The organism is Achromobacter sp. RT286_PF, assembly GCF_059760425.1.
Genome location: NZ_JCBAMR010000008.1, coordinates 50,580 through 66,649, shown reverse-complemented (window position 1 = coordinate 66,649; position 16,070 = coordinate 50,580). Strand labels below are relative to the sequence as shown.

12 protein-coding genes and 1 other RNA gene are annotated in these 16,070 nt (G+C 63.7%); 8 read left to right on the top strand and 5 right to left on the bottom strand.

The features are described from left to right. Positions 1-2: 2 nt before the first annotated feature. Genes pheA through gyrA form a run of 3 tightly spaced genes read right to left on the bottom strand, consistent with a single transcriptional unit; the run spans position 3 to position 4,895 of the window. The gene (gene pheA / locus AC6LJY_RS09365) at positions 3-1,088 is read right to left on the bottom strand and encodes a prephenate dehydratase (protein WP_046802723.1); all 1,086 of its coding nucleotides are present in this window, start codon (positions 1,086-1,088) and stop codon (positions 3-5) included. After that, on the bottom strand, positions 1,081-2,211 hold the full coding sequence (serC, locus tag AC6LJY_RS09360) for a 3-phosphoserine/phosphohydroxythreonine transaminase (RefSeq protein ID WP_498135808.1): 1,131 nt from the start codon (positions 2,209-2,211) through the stop codon (positions 1,081-1,083). The genes pheA and serC overlap by 8 nt, the downstream gene beginning before the upstream one ends. Then, positions 2,211-4,895: a DNA gyrase subunit A gene (gene gyrA, locus AC6LJY_RS09355; protein WP_046802721.1), complete on the bottom strand. Its 2,685-nt coding sequence runs from the start codon at positions 4,893-4,895 to the stop codon at positions 2,211-2,213. The genes serC and gyrA overlap by 1 nt, the downstream gene beginning before the upstream one ends. A gap of 413 nt (positions 4,896-5,308) precedes the next feature. Here gyrA and ompA point away from each other — a divergent pair, with 413 nt between their 5' ends. From ompA to ssrA, 5 genes are all read left to right on the top strand, one after another. Continuing rightward, positions 5,309-5,890, top strand: coding sequence for an outer membrane protein OmpA (gene ompA, locus AC6LJY_RS09350; RefSeq protein WP_006225153.1), 582 nt, complete (start codon positions 5,309-5,311; stop codon positions 5,888-5,890). Positions 5,891-6,044: 154 nt separating this feature from the next. Continuing rightward, positions 6,045-6,773 (top strand): bifunctional 2-polyprenyl-6-hydroxyphenol methylase/3-demethylubiquinol 3-O-methyltransferase UbiG, encoded by a 729-nt coding sequence (ubiG, locus tag AC6LJY_RS09345; protein ID WP_046802720.1) that lies wholly within the window; start codon positions 6,045-6,047, stop codon positions 6,771-6,773. Then, positions 6,770-7,444 carry an HAD-IA family hydrolase gene (locus AC6LJY_RS09340; protein ID WP_120154420.1) on the top strand — a complete coding sequence of 225 codons (675 nt, stop codon included), beginning with the start codon at positions 6,770-6,772 and terminating at the stop codon, positions 7,442-7,444. The genes ubiG and AC6LJY_RS09340 overlap by 4 nt, the downstream gene beginning before the upstream one ends. A gap of 684 nt (positions 7,445-8,128) precedes the next feature. Further along, entirely contained in the window at positions 8,129-9,307 is a 1,179-nt protein-coding gene (locus AC6LJY_RS09335; protein WP_498135807.1) for an MFS transporter, read from the top strand. A gap of 112 nt (positions 9,308-9,419) precedes the next feature. Then, positions 9,420-9,809, top strand: a transfer-messenger RNA (tmRNA) gene (gene ssrA / locus AC6LJY_RS09330). 167 nt (positions 9,810-9,976) lie between these two features. Here the strand turns inward: ssrA and AC6LJY_RS09325 are convergent. Both AC6LJY_RS09325 and AC6LJY_RS09320 read right to left on the bottom strand, forming a co-directional pair. Next, positions 9,977-10,654: a carboxymuconolactone decarboxylase family protein gene (locus tag AC6LJY_RS09325; protein WP_046802717.1), complete on the bottom strand. Its 678-nt coding sequence runs from the start codon at positions 10,652-10,654 to the stop codon at positions 9,977-9,979. A 145-nt stretch (positions 10,655-10,799) separates the two neighbouring features. Beyond that, entirely contained in the window at positions 10,800-11,324 is a 525-nt protein-coding gene (locus tag AC6LJY_RS09320) for a (R)-mandelonitrile lyase (protein WP_498135806.1), read from the bottom strand. Between the two features lie 131 nt (positions 11,325-11,455). On the opposite strand from AC6LJY_RS09320, the gene AC6LJY_RS09315 reads away from it, so the two are divergent. From AC6LJY_RS09315 to AC6LJY_RS09305, 3 genes are all read left to right on the top strand, one after another. After that, positions 11,456-12,364 carry a LysR family transcriptional regulator gene (locus AC6LJY_RS09315; RefSeq protein WP_498135805.1) on the top strand — a complete coding sequence of 303 codons (909 nt, stop codon included), beginning with the start codon at positions 11,456-11,458 and terminating at the stop codon, positions 12,362-12,364. Positions 12,365-12,560: 196 nt separating this feature from the next. Further along, entirely contained in the window at positions 12,561-13,721 is a 1,161-nt protein-coding gene (wecB, locus tag AC6LJY_RS09310) for a non-hydrolyzing UDP-N-acetylglucosamine 2-epimerase (protein ID WP_498135804.1), read from the top strand. 127 nt (positions 13,722-13,848) lie between these two features. Next, the gene (locus AC6LJY_RS09305; RefSeq protein ID WP_498135803.1) at positions 13,849-16,065 is read left to right on the top strand and encodes a cellulose biosynthesis cyclic di-GMP-binding regulatory protein BcsB; all 2,217 of its coding nucleotides are present in this window, start codon (positions 13,849-13,851) and stop codon (positions 16,063-16,065) included. Positions 16,066-16,070: the final 5 nt, after the last annotated feature.

Genomic DNA, 16,070 nt, shown 5'->3' with positions numbered 1-16,070 from the left:
GCTCACGGCGCCGGGTACGAACCCAGCACCTTCAGGTAGGCAACCTGCGCCTGCAACGTGGCAAGCGCGCGCTGAACGTTCGGATCATTACGATGACCCAGGACGTCTACGTAAAAATAATATTCCCACTGGCCGGTGCGCGCGGGGCGCGACTCGAAGCGGGTCATTGACACGCCGTTGTCCGCCAGGGGCGCCAGCATTTCGTAGACGGCGCCGGCGCGGTTGGGCACGGCCAGGATCAGGCTGGTCTTGTCCTTGCCGCTGACCAGCGGCTGGATATTGCCGATAGCCAAGAACCGGGTGCGGTTGTGCGGATCGTCCTGAATGCCGGCCGCGATGACTTGAAGATTCCAGGCGGGCGCGGCCACTTCACCGGCAATCGCCGCGATGGTCGGGTCGCCCGCCGAGGCGCGCGCCGCTTCGGAGTTGCTGGACGCGGCAACCCGTTCCACATCGGGATAGTTGCGTGTCAGCCAACCCTGGCACTGCGCCAGCGCTTGCGGATGCGCGGAAATGGTCTTGATGCCGTCCATGGTGCCCGACTGCGACATCAGGCAATGGCGGATCACCAGCGAGCGCTCGCCCAGGATCGTCAGCGGCGTATTCAGCAGCAGATCCAGGCTGCGGTTGACGGCGCCTTCGGTGGAGTTTTCCACCGGCACCATGCCCACATCGGCCTGCCCGCCCTCGACGGCGCGGAACACCTCGTCAAACGACGCGCAAGGCAGCTTCTGAACGGCGTGGCCAAAATGCTCCAGCGCCGCCTGCTCGGAAAACGAACCTTGCGGGCCCAGGTAGGCAACTGTCATGCCACGTTCCAGGCCTCGGCAGGCCGAGATGATTTCGGTCCAGACCGACGCCACGCCCGCATTCGGAAACGGGCCGGGGTTGATCTGCTGCAAGCGGCGGATGACTTCGGCCTCGCGCTCGGGGCGCAGCACCGGGCCATCGGCTTGTGCGGCGTGCTTGGCTTCGCCGACTTCCAGTGCGGCGCGGGCGCGCTGCGACAGCAGGTCGAGGATCTGCGCGTCCAGCGCATCGATGCGTTCGCGCAAGGGGCGCAACTTGCGTTGCAGGTCTTCATCCATAGCGGCGCTCGAATTCCTTCAGGTACTCGACCAACGCTTCAACCCCCGCAAGAGGTACGGCGTTGTAGATGGACGCGCGCATGCCGCCCACGCTCTTGTGACCCTTCAGTTGGGTCAGCCCCGCCGCATCGGCGCCTTGCAGGAAGGTGTCGTTGAGCGATTCGTCGCGCAGCACAAACGGCACGTTCATGCGCGAACGCACGGGCGCGTGAATGGGATTGCGGTAGAACCCACTGCTGTCCAGGTAGCCGTACAGCAGATCGGCCTTGGCCTTGTTCGCGGCTTCCATGCCCGCCACGCCGCCGTTGGCCTTGACCCACTTGAACACCAGGCCCGCGACATAGATCGCGAAGGTAGGCGGTGTGTTGTAGCGCGAATGTTCGGCGGCCACGTTGGCGTAGTCGAACGCCGACGGGCAGATGGGCAAGGCGTGGCCGATCAGGTCGCGGCGGGCGATGACCATGGTCACGCCTGCCGGGCCTGCGTTTTTCTGCGCGCCGGCATACACCATGCCGCAGCGCGTGACGTCCATGGGCCGGGACAGGAAATGCGACGACGCATCCACCACCAGCGGCACATCGGGCGCGCCCAGCGCGGCGGTGTCGGGCCAGTCCATGAACTCGACGCCGCCAATCGTTTCGTTGCTGCAAAGATGCAGGTAGGCCGATTCCTGGCGCACGTTCCAGGTGTCGACCGGCGGCACCCAGGTCAACGGCGCCTGCTCGCGGCCATCCAGCTGGATGGCTTGCTCGCTGCTGGCCGCCACGTGGGTGCTGCCGTAGCGAGCCGCTTCCTTGTACGAACGCTTGGACCAATGGCCCGTCACGACGAAGTCGGCGGCCGGCGTGCCCCGGCGCCCCATGAGATTCATGGGGACGATGGCGTTCTCCCCGGAACCCCCGCCTTGCATGAACATGACCGCGTAATCAGCGGGCAAGCCCAGCAGATCGCGCAAATCGGATTCAGCTTCGTCGCAGATCTGCACGAAGTGCTTGCCGCGATGGGACATTTCCATCACCGACATGCCACTGCCATGCCAATCCAGCATCTCAGCTGCTGCTTGCTGCAATACCACCTCGGGCAAGGCCGAGGGGCCTGCCGAGAAGTTCCAGGGGCGGGCCATTATTGCTCCGTAGGTTCCGTCGAATCCGTCGAGTCCGCTGCGCCGTTGCTATCGTCGCCGCCTTCCGTCTGACCGTCTTCGGCCTGAACGTCGTCGTCCAGTTCGCCGTCGTCGTCCGCGTCGCTTTCCACAACACGACGCACGCCGGACAGCGTGCTGCCGTCGTCAACGTTGATCAACGTAACGCCCTGCGTGGCGCGACCCATTTCGCGGATTTCCGCGACACGGGTACGCACCAGCACGCCGCCGGTGGTGATCAACATGATTTCGTCGGTCGGGTTGACCAGCACCGCGCCCACCACCTTGCCGTTACGCGAGGTGGTCTGGATGGCGATCATGCCCTTGGTGCCACGGCCGTGGCGCGTGTATTCGCCGATCGGGGTGCGCTTGCCGTAACCGTTTTCGGTTGCGGTCAACACGGTCTGCGTTTCGTCGCCGGCCACCAGCAGCGCGATGACGGTCTGCGTTTCTTCCAGCATCATGCCGCGCACGCCGCGGGCGTTGCGGCCCATCGGACGGACGTCGTTTTCGTCAAAGCGCACGGCCTTGCCCGAATCCGAGAACAGCATGACGTCGTGCTTGCCGTCCGTGAGGTCGGCGCCGATGAGGTAGTCGCCGTCGTCAAGGTCCACGGCAATGATGCCGGCCTTGCGCGGGTTGGAGAAGTCGGACAGCGGGGTCTTCTTGACCGTACCGCGCGAGGTCGCCATGAAGACGTAGTGATCTTCGCTGAATTCCTTGACCGGCAGCACCACCGTGACCTTCTCGCCATCAGCCAGCGGGAACATGTTGACGATCGGCTTGCCGCGCGAGTTGCGCGTGCCTTGCGGCACTTCCCAGACCTTCAGCCAGTACACACGGCCGCGGTTCGAGAAGCACAGGAGGTAATCGTGCGTGTTCGCGATGAACAGCTGGTCGATCCAGTCGTTTTCCTTCATCGCCGTGGCTTGCTTGCCGCGTCCACCGCGCTTTTGCGAACGGTATTCGGACAGCGGCTGGCTCTTGATGTAGCCACCGTGCGACAGGGTCACGACCATGTCGGTCGGCGTGATCAGGTCTTCGGTGTCGAGCTCGGTCGCATTCAGTTCGATTTCCGAACGGCGCGAATCCTTCGTGTTCGTCGAGAATTCGGCCTTGATGGCCTGAAGCTCGTCGCTGATGATGGTCGTGATGCGCTCGGGGCGTGCCAAGATGTCGAGCAGGTCGGCGATGGTGGACATGATGTCCTTGTATTCGCCAACGATCTTGTCCTGCTCAAGCCCGGTCAGGCGTTGCAGGCGCATGTTCAGGATTTCCTGAGCCTGCGTGTCGCTCAAACGGTACAGGCCGTCGCCTTGAAGACCGAACTCGTCGCCCAGGTCATCCGGACGGAAGGCCGCGCGGCCTCCCGGCGTGTCGCCATCGGCGCGCGAGAGCATGTCGCGAACCAGCGACGAATCCCACGATTTGGCCATCAATTCCTGGCGCGCGACGGGAGGCGTCGGCGCGGCCTTGATGATCGTGATGAAGTCGTCGATGTTTGCCAGCGCAACGGCCAGGCCTTCCAGCACGTGGCCGCGTTCGCGAGCCTTGCGCAACTGGAACACCGTGCGGCGCGTGACCACTTCGCGGCGATGCTGCAGGAAGTAGTCGATCATTTGCTTCAGGTTGAGCAGGCGCGGCTGGCCATCGACCAGTGCCACCAGGTTCATCCCGAAGGTGTCTTGCAACTGCGTATTCTTGTACAGGTTGTTCAGCACAACCTCGGGCACTTCACCGCGCTTGAGCTCGATGACCAGGCGCATGCCGTCCTTGTCGGACTCGTCGCGAATATCGGAGATGCCTTCGATCTTCTTGTCGTTGACGAGTTCGGCGATACGTTCCTGCAGCGTCTTCTTGTTGACCTGGTAGGGGATGGCGTCGATGACGATGGCTTGGCGGTTGCCCTTTTCCATGTCTTCGAAGTGCGTCTTGGCGCGCATGATGACGCGACCGCGACCCGTGCGATAACCCTCGCGCACGCCGGACATGCCGTAAATGATGCCGCCCGTGGGGAAGTCCGGCGCCGGGATGATCTCGATGAGTTCATCGACCGTGCAGGCCGGATTGCGCAGGCAGTACAGGCAGCCGTCGACCACTTCCTGCAAGTTGTGCGGCGGGATATTGGTGGCCATGCCCACGGCAATGCCAGAGCTGCCGTTCACCAGCAGGTTGGGCAGGCGCGAAGGCAACAGCAGCGGTTCTTGTTCGCTGCCGTCATAGTTGGGGCCGAAGTCCACCGTCTCCTGGTCGATGTCGGCCAGCAGCTCGTGGGCGATCTTCGCCAGGCGGATTTCGGTGTACCGCATCGCCGCGGCGTTATCGCCGTCGATGGAGCCGAAGTTACCTTGGCCGTCCACAAGCATGTAGCGCATGGAGAAATCCTGCGCCATGCGGACGATGGTGTCGTACACGGATTGGTCACCGTGGGGGTGGTATTTACCGATTACATCCCCGACGATACGCGCCGACTTCTTGTAAGCGCGGTTCCAATCGTTGTTCAGCTCATGCATCGCGTAGAGCACGCGCCGGTGGACGGGCTTGAGCCCATCCCGCACATCCGGTAGCGCCCGCCCAACGATCACGCTCATTGCGTAATCGAGGTAACTGCGGCGCATCTCTTCTTCCAGCGAAACCGGAAGCGTCTCCTTGGCAAAGGAATCCATATATATAACGACAGAATCGTGTAAGGAGGAACCCGGGCCGGGTAAACAGGAAATTCTATCATTCGATTTCGTTCCCGTTTGCCCGGCTTGCTTGCGGTGTGCCGCAAGGCGTCGGCCCGGGTGGCCGGTCGGACAGGTCCTTGGACCGCCGGGCCACGCCCTCCGCCCCTGTTGTCAAAAACCAACATGGAAAACCGAACGAGCGCCGAAAACGCCGTATCCAGCATTAATGCGCCTCTCCAGGGAAGCCAAAGGTGCCCAAATGCCTTAAGATTGTTTCCAGCACGCAGGAAACCCAGTAGCTAATCCTTTGAACCAGCTCTTGGCGTTGCTATACTGGCCCCGTTTTCCTGATATGCGGCGGGGGTTCGCTGCGAGTCACTTATCCAGCTTCAAGCTCAACGAGGAGAAACATGAACAAACCCTCCAAATTCGCTCTGGCGCTCGCCTTCGCCGCCGTCACGGCCTCTGGTGTAGCTTCCGCGCAAACCGTGGACAACTGGCGCAACCCGTTCGGTAACGTTTGGAAAAACGGTACGAACGAACTGTGCTGGCGCGATGCTTTCTGGACCCCTGCCACCGGTATCCCCGGTTGCGACGGTGTCCCGGTTGCACAACAGAAGGCGAAGCCGGCCCCGATGGCGGCAAAGGTCGTGTTCAATGCTGACACGTTCTTCGACTTCGACAAGTCGACCCTGAAGCCCGAAGGTCGTCAGCTGCTGGATCAAGTCGCCCAGCAAGCTCGCGGTATCGAGCTGGAAACCATCATTGCTGTTGGCCACACCGATTCGATCGGTACTGACGCCTACAACCAGAAGCTGTCCGAGCGCCGCGCCGCTTCGGTCAAGACCTACCTGGTCAGCAAGGGTATCGACCCCAACCGTATCTACACGGAAGGTAAGGGCGAGTCGAACCCGATCGCTTCCAACAAGACGAAAGAGGGCCGCGCCCAAAACCGTCGCGTTGAAATCGAAATCGTGGGTAGCCGCAAGTAATTGCCGGACTAGCTACAATAAGGGGCCTCGCATAGCGAGGCCCTTTTTTTCGCCCGTCATGCACCGGCTTGGTGCCATGGCCTGCGGCTTGCCTCGCCCTTGGGCGTCAGCCGCCCCTCTATATATATAGCGTCGCCTTTCGCTGGACCTTCCCATGACCACGCAAATTCACGACTCCGACCGCCCTGCCGTCAACGCCGACCAAGCCGAACTGGACAAGTTCAGCGCCCTGGCCAGCCGCTGGTGGGATCCCGAAAGCGAGTTCAAGCCGCTGCATGCCATCAACCCGCTACGGCTGGAATGGATTCAGGAATGTGCGGGCAACCTGGCGGGCAAGAAAGTGCTGGACGTCGGTTGCGGCGGAGGCATCCTGGCTGAAGCCATGGCGCGCGGCGGCGCGGAAGTCACGGGTATCGACCTGGCGGACAAGTCCCTTAAAGTGGCTCGCTTGCACGGATTGGAATCGGGCGTAAAGGTGGAATACCGCAACGTGCCGGTTGAAGAGTTGGCTGTCGAACAGCCCGGCCAGTACGACGTGGTCACCTGCATGGAAATGCTGGAACACGTGCCGGACCCGGCGTCCATCGTGCGCGCCTGCTCAACGCTGGTCAAACCGGGTGGCTGGGTGTTCTTTTCGACACTGAATCGCAACGCCAAGGCCTTCCTCTTCGCTATCATTGGCGCCGAATATGTTCTGCGACTGCTGCCGCGCGGCACGCACAGCTACGACCAGTTCATCAAGCCCAGCGAACTGTCCGCCGCCGCCCGCGCTGCCCAGCTTGAGCCGGTCAGCATGCGGGGCATGGAATACAACCCGATTACACAGATCTACTCGCTGTCGTCCGACACCTCGGTCAACTACCTGATGGCTACCCGCAAATGAGCGCCCTGATCCTGTTTGATTTCGACGGCACCCTGGCCGACACCGCCCCCGATCTGGCCGCCGCCGCCAACCAGCAGCGCACGCGTCGCGGCCTGGAGCCCATGCCGTATGAAGCCTTGCGTCCGGTAGCGTCGCAAGGCGCGCGTGGCCTGCTTCGGGTGGCGCTGGACCTGGCGCCCGGCGATCCGGATTACGAGCCGACCCGCCTCCAGTTCCTGGAAGACTACGCGGCCAGCTCCACGGTGCACAGCAAGCTGTTTCCCGGCATCGAGCAATTGCTGGCGAATATTCGCGAACGCGGCCTGTCGTGGGGCATCGTCACCAATAAAGTGACGTATCTGACGCTGCCCATCGTCGAGTTCCTGGATCTGACCCGCGACAGCGCCGTGCTGGTCTGCGGCGACACCACCGCCCACGCCAAGCCGCACCCGCTGCCCCTGCAACATGCGGCTCGTGAAGCCGGGTTTGCCACGGACCGCTGCGTCTACGTGGGCGACGACCTTCGCGATATTCAGGCGGCGCACGCCGCGGGCATGCCCGCCGTGGCAGCCGCGTACGGGTACGTGGGCGAAGACGACGACATCATCAGCTGGCAGGCCGAAACCTGCGCCAATACCCCGGAAGAGCTCTGGGCCGCCATCCAACCGTTGCTGCCCAGCGACGTGCGCTGAAGCGGGCTGGTGGCGGACCCAGGGTCCGCCGCCTTTCACGACCGGCCTCACTCGACCGGCCTCACTCGACCGGCCTCACTCGACCGGCCTCACTCGATCGGCCTGTCCCAATCGGCCTGGCCCGATCGGCGTCCCCCAATCGGCCTGTCCCGGCCGGCCTGTCCCCATCGGCCTGTCCCCATCGGCCTCTCCCTTCAGCCTCTCCCTTCAGCCTCTCCCTTCAGCCTCTCCCTTCAGCCTCTCCCCTCAGCCTGCCTGATTCATCCCCCCTTACGCGCCGCCTCCCGATCGCCCTACTCGCGCTGATCATCCCAAGCGTCCCGTCCGGCCCGGGGCTGCGCTGGTATTAGCGCTGGTATTAGTTGATCGGTGCGAACAATCTTTCCGCGCGTGCCTGCTTTATCCCGATTTCGAACTCCCTTAAAGTGTGAACCATCCCCGGCAATCAGGAACTTCCCGATAACCGACTCGGCCTTTGCCGGCGCAGGACTGCGGTTTTATCCGCCCCGCTTCCTTCACCGCACACGCATCACCGCACACGCTTTACCGCACACGCCTTTCCGCAGGCGGACATAGCGCCGCCAGCAGCGCGCCACGCTAATTCCGCGGCGCATACCTGACCTTTTCGACCACAACGCCCTGCCCCCGCGCGCCGCCAGTCGGCATCGCGCTAGAGGAATGCCTATGCTTTTGCCCATCCTGCTACTTTCCGCCGCCGGTTTCACCATCCTGACCACCGAATTCCTGATCGTCGGCCTCTTGCCCGGCCTGGCCCGCGATCTGGATGTGACCGTTTCACAGGCAGGCCTGCTGGTCACGCTGTTTGCTTTCACGGTTGCCGCCACGGGTCCCTTATTGACGGCCTTGATGGCCAACGTAGAGCGCAAACGCCTGTTTATCGGCGTCTTGGCGTTGTTCGGCGTGTCAAACGCCGTAGCCGCCATAGCGCCAAACATCTGGGTCATGGCCGTGGCCCGCTTCGTGCCGGCCTTGGCTTTGCCCGTATTCTGGTCGCTGGCCAGCGCCACCGCCGTTGAACTGGTGGGCCCCGCGCGTGCCGGCCGAGCCATCTCGCTGGTCGCCTTCGGTATCGTGGCGGCCACCGTGTTCGGCATCCCGATCGGCGTGCTGATATCGGACGCTTTCGGTTGGCGTGCCGCGTTCTGGGTGCTGTCCGGCGTGGCGTTCGCCAAAGCCCTGCTGCTGCTGCTGACCTTTCCCAGCACCCGTATCCGCGCCGACAGCGTCAAGCTGGTGACACAGCTACGCATCCTGCGCGACCCGATCGTGCTGGGCCATGTTGTGCTGTCGCTGCTGGTGTTTACCGGCATGTTCACGGCCTACACCTATTTGGCCGATATGCTTGAGCGGCTGGCAGGGTTCAACGGCCAGATCGTGGGCTGGACAATGATGGCGTTTGGCGCCGTGGGCTTGATCGGCAACACGCTGGGCGGCCGCATGGTGGACCGCAGCCCCCTGGGTGCAACGGCGCTGTTTTCTTCCATGATGGCGGCCGGACTGGTGTTCGTCGCGCCGGTGATGCAATCGCACGGTTTGCTTGCGGTGGCCCTGGGGCTCTGGGGTATCGCCCAGGCGGCGCTGTTTATTGTGTGCCACGTCCGGCTCATGAAGGCGGCTCCGCAGGCGCCGGCCTTTGCCGCGTCGCTGAATATTTCCGGCGCCAATATCGGCATCGGGCTGGGCGCCGTGGTGGGCGGCCATGTCATCGATAACTATGGGCTGGCATCGTTGGGCTGGGCGGCCGCGCTGATCGTGGCGATTTCCGTGGGCTTGGCGCTGGCGCTGATGGCGTCTTCACGCGGCCGCGCGCCCGCGGAACCTGCGTGCGCAAACGCCGTCTAAGCCGAGTAAGACACTGGCCGAAACCGCTGTCGCCCCCACGCCACGCCTTGTTTGGCAGGCATGTGGACAGTACAGCAGGCTATGGCATTTACCAGTACAATAGAAAGTTCTTGGGGCCGATCCGGATTCGACGTGGGTCGCGAAACAACTCAGGGCATGCCGAGCACCAGTTCGCTCGTTAAACCACTGGAAACACTACAAACGCCAACGACGAGCGTTTCGCTCTCGCCGCTTAAGCGGTGAGCCGCTGCACTGATCTGTCCTTGGGTCAGGCGGAGGAAGGCAACTTCCTAGGGGGGTAACCCTCGAACCGCAGCAGCGACATTCACAAGGAATCGGTCTGCGCTGGGGTCACACGGCTCAGATTTAAATTACGTGAATCGCTTTGGTCCGGCCTGTCGGTTGGCTAAGTCCAAAGTTAAAACTAAATAAATCGACTACGCATGTAGAACTGATTGCAGAGGGCTTGCGGACGGGGGTTCAATTCCCCCCGGCTCCACCAAATACCCTTGATGCCGGTTTTTCTGATTTTCGACATTTTGATTTTCAGGAATAACGTTTTTGCCGAAAGGCACATTACTGACCGGCACTGACCGCTAGACGCAAAAAGCCGCTCGACATATCGTCGAGCGGCTTTTTCTTTTGGGATTTCCGAAACGGTTTGGCCGATCAACCCGCCGCCTTCGTCGCTAAATGGCGGTCCAGCGCGGCTCGGGCCCGCTGCGCATACGCGGGATCCGCGCGTTCATCCAGAATCTGCCCAAGGTGACGAAGCTGGCCCTCGGTAATGCCCACATTCATGCTGATGCGCATGTGCGCCTGTAACTGCGGTTCAGTGCCCGGCAGTGCCGACAGCATTGCCACCGTGGCGAGCTCCCGGCTTTGCCAATCCAGATTGTCGCGTTCAAAAATATCGCCGAACAGATGCGCACGCAGGTATTCGTTGGCGACGGGTGCGAAGTCGAACAGCGGCCCCGCCACCTCCCCGCCCGACAGCTTGGTTTGATTGGCGGTGCCCGCCGCAAGCAAGGCGTCGCCTTTCGGGATGGGACGGCTGGGTTCGGTGCCGGGTGCGTCGTTGATGCCGCGCTGCTTGCGCGCCTGTTGCACTTTCATCAACTCGCCCAGGGCGTTCAGGCTGCGCGGGAATCCGGCGTACGCGTAGAGCTGCACCAGCACTTCCTTGGCGTCGCTAAGCGTCATGCCGGCATCCAAGCCTTGATTTAAAGCGGCGTTCAGCTTGCCCAGGTCGCCGGCGGCTGCAAAAGCCGCAATCGGCACAATCGCTTGTTGACGGATAGAAAGCGTCTGGTCGGTAAGCGAAGACGCGGTTTGTGCGGGGGACATGGGTGGGGACTCCTGTGGATTCGCGGCGGACCGGGCGGTCGGGGTGGGCGGCGCGGTCGGGGTGGGCGGAGCAGCCTGGACGCCCGTGCAAGCCAGGCTCAGGCTCATCGCCAATGCGCGGCCATAACCCCGCGTAGCGGCGGATTTAGCGCGCGTTATATTGTTCATCGCTGACTTTTTCCATCCAGGTCACGTTCTTGCCTTGAGCCGTGCCGGTGACCGCAAGGTGGGTCATCGCGGTGTGGGGCGCCGCGCCGTGCCAGTGCTTGACATTGGGCGGGCACCAGACCACGTCGCCTGGGTGTATCTCTTGCACGGGGCCGCCCCATTCCTGAGTGAGGCCCACGCCCGACACCACGACCAGGCGTTGGCCCGCGGGGTGCGTATGCCAGGCGGAACGCGAACCGGGCTCGAAGGTGACCAAGCCGCCCGACGCGTTGATGTGCGCGTCGGCCGGCCAGACCGGATCCACCCGCACAGGTCCGGTGAAGTAATCCTCGGGCCCGGCCATCGAAGGCTGACTGCCCGCGCGCGTTAGCTGTTGGCTGCCTTTGGCCGGCTTGGATTCGAGCGCTTCGGCGGGGCCCGCGCCGCTCGCAGGGCCCGCGGAACCCGCGGAACCCGTGTGCAGCGCCGCCAGGCAGATGGCTGTTTTACAAAGCGTGTTCATGGATGGGTCCTGTTCTGTGTTGGAAAGGCGGCGCAATGCCGTTGCGCCGATCGCTTTTTCACACTGTATGATCCGAATCATTAGCTGAGAAGACTGCAAAATACGCACACACCGGTGTACAAAATTCACCAATGGCGAAAGGAAACCTGAACGACCTGCAAGCTTTCGTGGCCGTGGCTCGCGAACGCAGCTTTACCCGGGCGGCTGCGCAACTGGGCGTGTCGCGCTCTGCGCTCAGCCATGCCATGCTTGCCCTGGAAGCGCGCCTGGGCGTGCGCCTATTGACGCGCACCACCCGCAGCGTTTCCACCACCGAGGCCGGCAAGCGGCTGCTGGACGTGCTGGCGCCCAGGCTTGGCGAGATCGAGCAGGAGCTGGCTTCGCTGAGCGCGATGCGTGACAAACCAGCTGGCACGGTGCGCATCACGGCGCACGACCACGCCATCGCCACGGTGCTTTGGCCACGGTTGGCGCCCTTGCTGAAGCAATATCCCGACATCCAGATCGAGTTCAGCGTGGATTACGCGTTCACGGATATTGCCGCGCATCGTTTTGATGCGGGCGTGCGCGTGGGCAACCGGGTGGATAAGGACATGATCGCGGTACGCATCGCGCCCGAACTGCGCATGGCTGTAGCGGGATCTCCGGAATATCTGGCGGGCAAGCCGCTGCCGACCACACCGCATGAGCTGACCGAGCATCGCTGCGTGAACTTGCGCCTTCCCACCCATGGCGGCCTGTATGCCTGGGATTTTGAAAAGAATGGGCAGGCTTTGAATGTCCGCGTTGATGGCCAGACCGTGTTCAACAACACCTTCCTGATGCTGCAAGCGGCGCTGGACGGTCTGGGCCTGGCGTACGTTCCGTTTGACTTGATGAAGCCGCATATCGACAGCGGCCGCCTGATCCCGGTGCTTGAGGATTGGTGGCCCCAATTTCCCGGCTACCACCTCTACTACGCCAGCCGACGCCAGATCTCGCCTGCGCTGGCGCTCGTGATCGAAGCGCTGCGTTACCGGGCCGACGACGCGCAGCCGTAGCGCCGCCCCGCAGCAAACCCTTCCGCGCCCGCTCACAAAGTTGGCTTTTTTGCGTCTTAACAACGGGCCACGACACCTCGCGGTCGTCATCCCCTGCGTCTCGGAATATTGCAGTTACAGACATAATCCGTCACATATTACGAATACTTTCACGACATAATGGACGCCACCACGCTCTGGGGAGGGTCATCTTGTGATGAAAGTCCTATCCATCTTTGGGACCCGTCCCGAAGCAATCAAGATGGCACCGCTGGTCACCGCGCTTGGCAAAGAGCCACAGATACAGAGCGTGGTTTGCGTGACCGGCCAGCACCGCGAGATGTTGGACCAGGTCCTGGCGCTGTTTGACCTGCGCGCCCAGCACGACCTGGACGTCATGGTCCCCAACCAAACGCTCAACGGCCTGTATGCGCGGCTGATCGCAAGCGTGGACAGGGTACTGGACGCGGAGCAGCCCGACTGCGTACTGGTGCACGGCGACACCAGCACCGCGTCGGCGTGTGCGCTGGCATCTTTCCACCGGCGCGTGCGCATCGGCCACGTCGAAGCCGGTTTGCGCACCGGCAATCTGGCGATGCCGTTCCCGGAAGAGATGAACCGGCGCGTCGTCGATGCCGTGGGCGATTGGTTGTTTGCCCCCACGGCGCAATCGCGCGCCAACCTGATGCGCGAAAACCTTGCCGGAAAAATCACCGTAACGGGCAACACCGTGATCGACGCCCTGGCGATGACCTGCGCCAAGCTGGACCCGGCCGGGCCGCTCGCACAAGGTCTGGACGCGCGCTACGACTGGTTGGACCCCAAGCGGCGCCTGCTGCTGGTCACCGGCCATCGACGCGAGAGTTTCGGCGGCGGCTTCAAGAACATTTGCGCGGCGCTGGCGGAACTGGCGCGCCGCAATGATTTGCAGATTGTGTACCCGGTGCATCTGAACCCGCAGGTGCGCAATGTGGTCATGACGGACCTGGCCGGGCTATCGCATGTCCATCTGATCGATCCCCTGGATTACCTGGATTTCGTGTGGTTCATGCAGCGCGCCCATCTCATCCTGACGGATTCGGGTGGCGTGCAGGAAGAGGCGCCCTATCTGGGCAAGCCGGTCCTGGTGATGCGCGACGTGACCGAGCGCCCCGAGGCCGTGGAAGCCGGCACGGTGGCCCTGGTGGGCACCGACACGAGGCGGATCGTGACCCAGGTCAACCGGCTGCTGGACGACGCCGACCAGCACGCCTCGTTCTCACGGCGCATCAACCCCTACGGCGACGGCCACGCCAGCCAGCGCATCGTGGACGCGCTATGCGGGCGGGAGGTTTCCGAGTTCGATCCGTACCGGGACGCCAACGCGCCCTCGCCCTGACGTAACGCCCCTGCCCCGATCAATAGCCCCGATCAATAGCCCTGAACAGAAGCCCGATCAGCCATCCCGAGCCGTTGCCTTGATCGGCCCGACCTTATTCGCGACGCATTCCGCCCCGGAGCCCCCAATGCACCCCAGCGCCCTGCCCGTCCCCGTTGCCCGAGTCCTTTGCCATGCCTTGATGATGGCGGGGTTGGCCATGCCGCTAAGCAGCCTGGCCAGCCCGGCCGGCGATGCGTTGCGGCGCTTGCAGGGCGACGGCTGGATCACGCGCGACACCACCTTGCTGGACCTGGGCGTCAAGGACCCCGTCGTCCTCAGCAACAGCGATGCACGCCAGGAGTTCTATCTGCCCGTGCCGCGCGGCGTGCCGATCTCGGACGCCACACTGACGTTTGATGCCAGATATGCCAAGGGCGAGGCCGGCCGGACCACCTTGGTGCTGTGGCTGGATGGCGTGCCGCAAACGGCGGAGCGCATCGCCGATGGCGACGGGTCGGTCACACGCAGCCTGAACGTTGATAACCGCAACCGCGAGTCCGGGTTCTTGCGCCTGGGCGTGGACTGGCAATCGGAAATCGCGCTGCGCCGCTGCGAAAGCAACCGCGCCACCGCCAATGCGCTGGTCATTTCACCGCAAACGCACCTGAGCTATCGCTACGACGCCTCGGCCATCGGCAATCTGGACGACGCGTGGGGCACGCTGCCCGGCAAGCCAGTGCTGATGGTGGCGGGCGCCAAGCTGGACCAGCAGGCCTTCGACAGCGCCTGGCGCCTGGGGGTGGCGTTGGAAAGGTCGGGCAAGCGCGTCGCGGTTCGTGCGTTCCCATCGGTGGGCGACGAGGTCGATACGCGTGGCCTGCAAGCACCGGCGGGGCTGGAACAGGTTGCGGCATTTGCCGCCGTTGCCAACAAGCCTGCGCACAAACTGGCCGGCCCGGCGGAAATCGGCGCGCTGCTGGTGTTGGGCGCCCCCGCCGTCAGCGGCGACGTCGTGATTGCCGACGCCGCGCTGCGGGGCCGCTATAACGAAGCGCTGGATGCGCTGGCCGCGCAGCTTGCCGGCGACACCGATGCGGCCGCCGCCTTCAAGACCTGGCGCCAGGCGCGCATGCCGCTGGCAGGCACCGACCTGCCCTCGGGCGATATTCGTTTGCTGCCGCTGGGCCGGCAGGCCGTCATCGCCGTGGCGGCGGATGCCGGCGCGCAAGCGGCGGGCGCGTTCGACAGCGCATGGCGCCGCATACTGGTCACACGGCAGGTCAATGTCAAAACGGCCACCTCGCCGCAGGCTTCCGACGACGGCGCCGTGCGCCTGACCACCCTGGGCGGCTCGGCGACCAGCTTCGACGTCGTGGCGCGTGGCGACTGGACCACCACTTTCCCGCTGGGGACCGTGTCCTCGGACGGCCTGATGCCCGACGAACTGGTGCTGGACCTGGCGGCGGCCCCCGGCGCATCGTCGACGCGGCCCGTGGCATCGGTGTTCTGGAACGGCATCTTGCTGGCCGCCCGGCAGATGGATGCCGACGGCAAACCCGAGCGCCTGACGGCGCGCGTGCCCGGCTATGCCCTGGGGGTGACCAATGCGCTGCGCGTCCAGTTCCAACGCCAGCCCGTATCGGTCGACTGCAACGAAATTTCCCAGGGCTACCCGGTAAACGTGCTGCCCACCAGCTACGTAAAGCCCGGCAAGCCGCAGCCGGACGGCACCTTTGTGGGGCTGTTGCCGCTGATGGCCGGCAACCCGCAAGTGATCATTCCGGACAGCTACCTGGCCGACGCGCCGGACAACATCAAGCGGGTGATCGGCATCGCGTCGGCAAGCGGCGTGTCGCCCACGCGCGCGGAATTATCGGTAGCGCCGGCAGGCCAGCCGTTCAAGCCGGCCCGGGCCTTCCTGGCCATGGAAGTGCCGGTGGACGGCGCCAAGCCCATGGTCCAGGTCACCGACCGCAAGCAATTGAAGGTGGATGGCCGCAACGCAAGCTGGCTGGACATCTCCGGGCTGGACCACCTGAGCACCGCCGAGGTGGTGCGCGGTAATGGCCGGGACGGTGTGCTTTGGCACACCGTGGGCCAACACCCGGGCATGCTCGACGCGCCTTTCGTGCTGAACCGCGGCAACGTGGCCGTCGTCGGCGTCAACGGACCGATTGCTTGGATAGACAGCGCCAACCCGGAAGCCAGCAACCCCGCGGGCCCCGGAGGCAGCGCGTTCTTCGAATGGCGCCGCTACATCGCCTGGAGCGTGCCGGCGATCAGCGTAGCGCTGCTGATCCTGATATTGATCCTGATCGTGGCGCGGCGCGTGGGCCGCAAGAAGAACCGCGGCAACCCGTAAGCCGG

What these genes read in the sequence shown, in the direction of transcription:
- pheA (WP_046802723.1), bottom strand. Translation starts at nt 1,088, where the DNA reads ATGGATGAAGACCTGCAACGCAAGTTGCGCCCCTTGCGCGAACGCATC.
- serC (WP_498135808.1), bottom strand. Translation starts at nt 2,211, where the DNA reads ATGGCCCGCCCCTGGAACTTCTCGGCAGGCCCCTCGGCCTTGCCCGAG.
- gyrA (WP_046802721.1), bottom strand. Translation starts at nt 4,895, where the DNA reads ATGGATTCCTTTGCCAAGGAGACGCTTCCGGTTTCGCTGGAAGAAGAG.
- ompA (WP_006225153.1), top strand. Translation starts at nt 5,309, where the DNA reads ATGAACAAACCCTCCAAATTCGCTCTGGCGCTCGCCTTCGCCGCCGTC.
- ubiG (WP_046802720.1), top strand. Translation starts at nt 6,045, where the DNA reads ATGACCACGCAAATTCACGACTCCGACCGCCCTGCCGTCAACGCCGAC.
- AC6LJY_RS09340 (WP_120154420.1), top strand. Translation starts at nt 6,770, where the DNA reads ATGAGCGCCCTGATCCTGTTTGATTTCGACGGCACCCTGGCCGACACC.
- AC6LJY_RS09335 (WP_498135807.1), top strand. Translation starts at nt 8,129, where the DNA reads ATGCTTTTGCCCATCCTGCTACTTTCCGCCGCCGGTTTCACCATCCTG.
- AC6LJY_RS09325 (WP_046802717.1), bottom strand. Translation starts at nt 10,654, where the DNA reads ATGTCCCCCGCACAAACCGCGTCTTCGCTTACCGACCAGACGCTTTCT.
- AC6LJY_RS09320 (WP_498135806.1), bottom strand. Translation starts at nt 11,324, where the DNA reads ATGAACACGCTTTGTAAAACAGCCATCTGCCTGGCGGCGCTGCACACG.
- AC6LJY_RS09315 (WP_498135805.1), top strand. Translation starts at nt 11,456, where the DNA reads ATGGCGAAAGGAAACCTGAACGACCTGCAAGCTTTCGTGGCCGTGGCT.
- wecB (WP_498135804.1), top strand. Translation starts at nt 12,561, where the DNA reads ATGAAAGTCCTATCCATCTTTGGGACCCGTCCCGAAGCAATCAAGATG.
- AC6LJY_RS09305 (WP_498135803.1), top strand. Translation starts at nt 13,849, where the DNA reads ATGCACCCCAGCGCCCTGCCCGTCCCCGTTGCCCGAGTCCTTTGCCAT.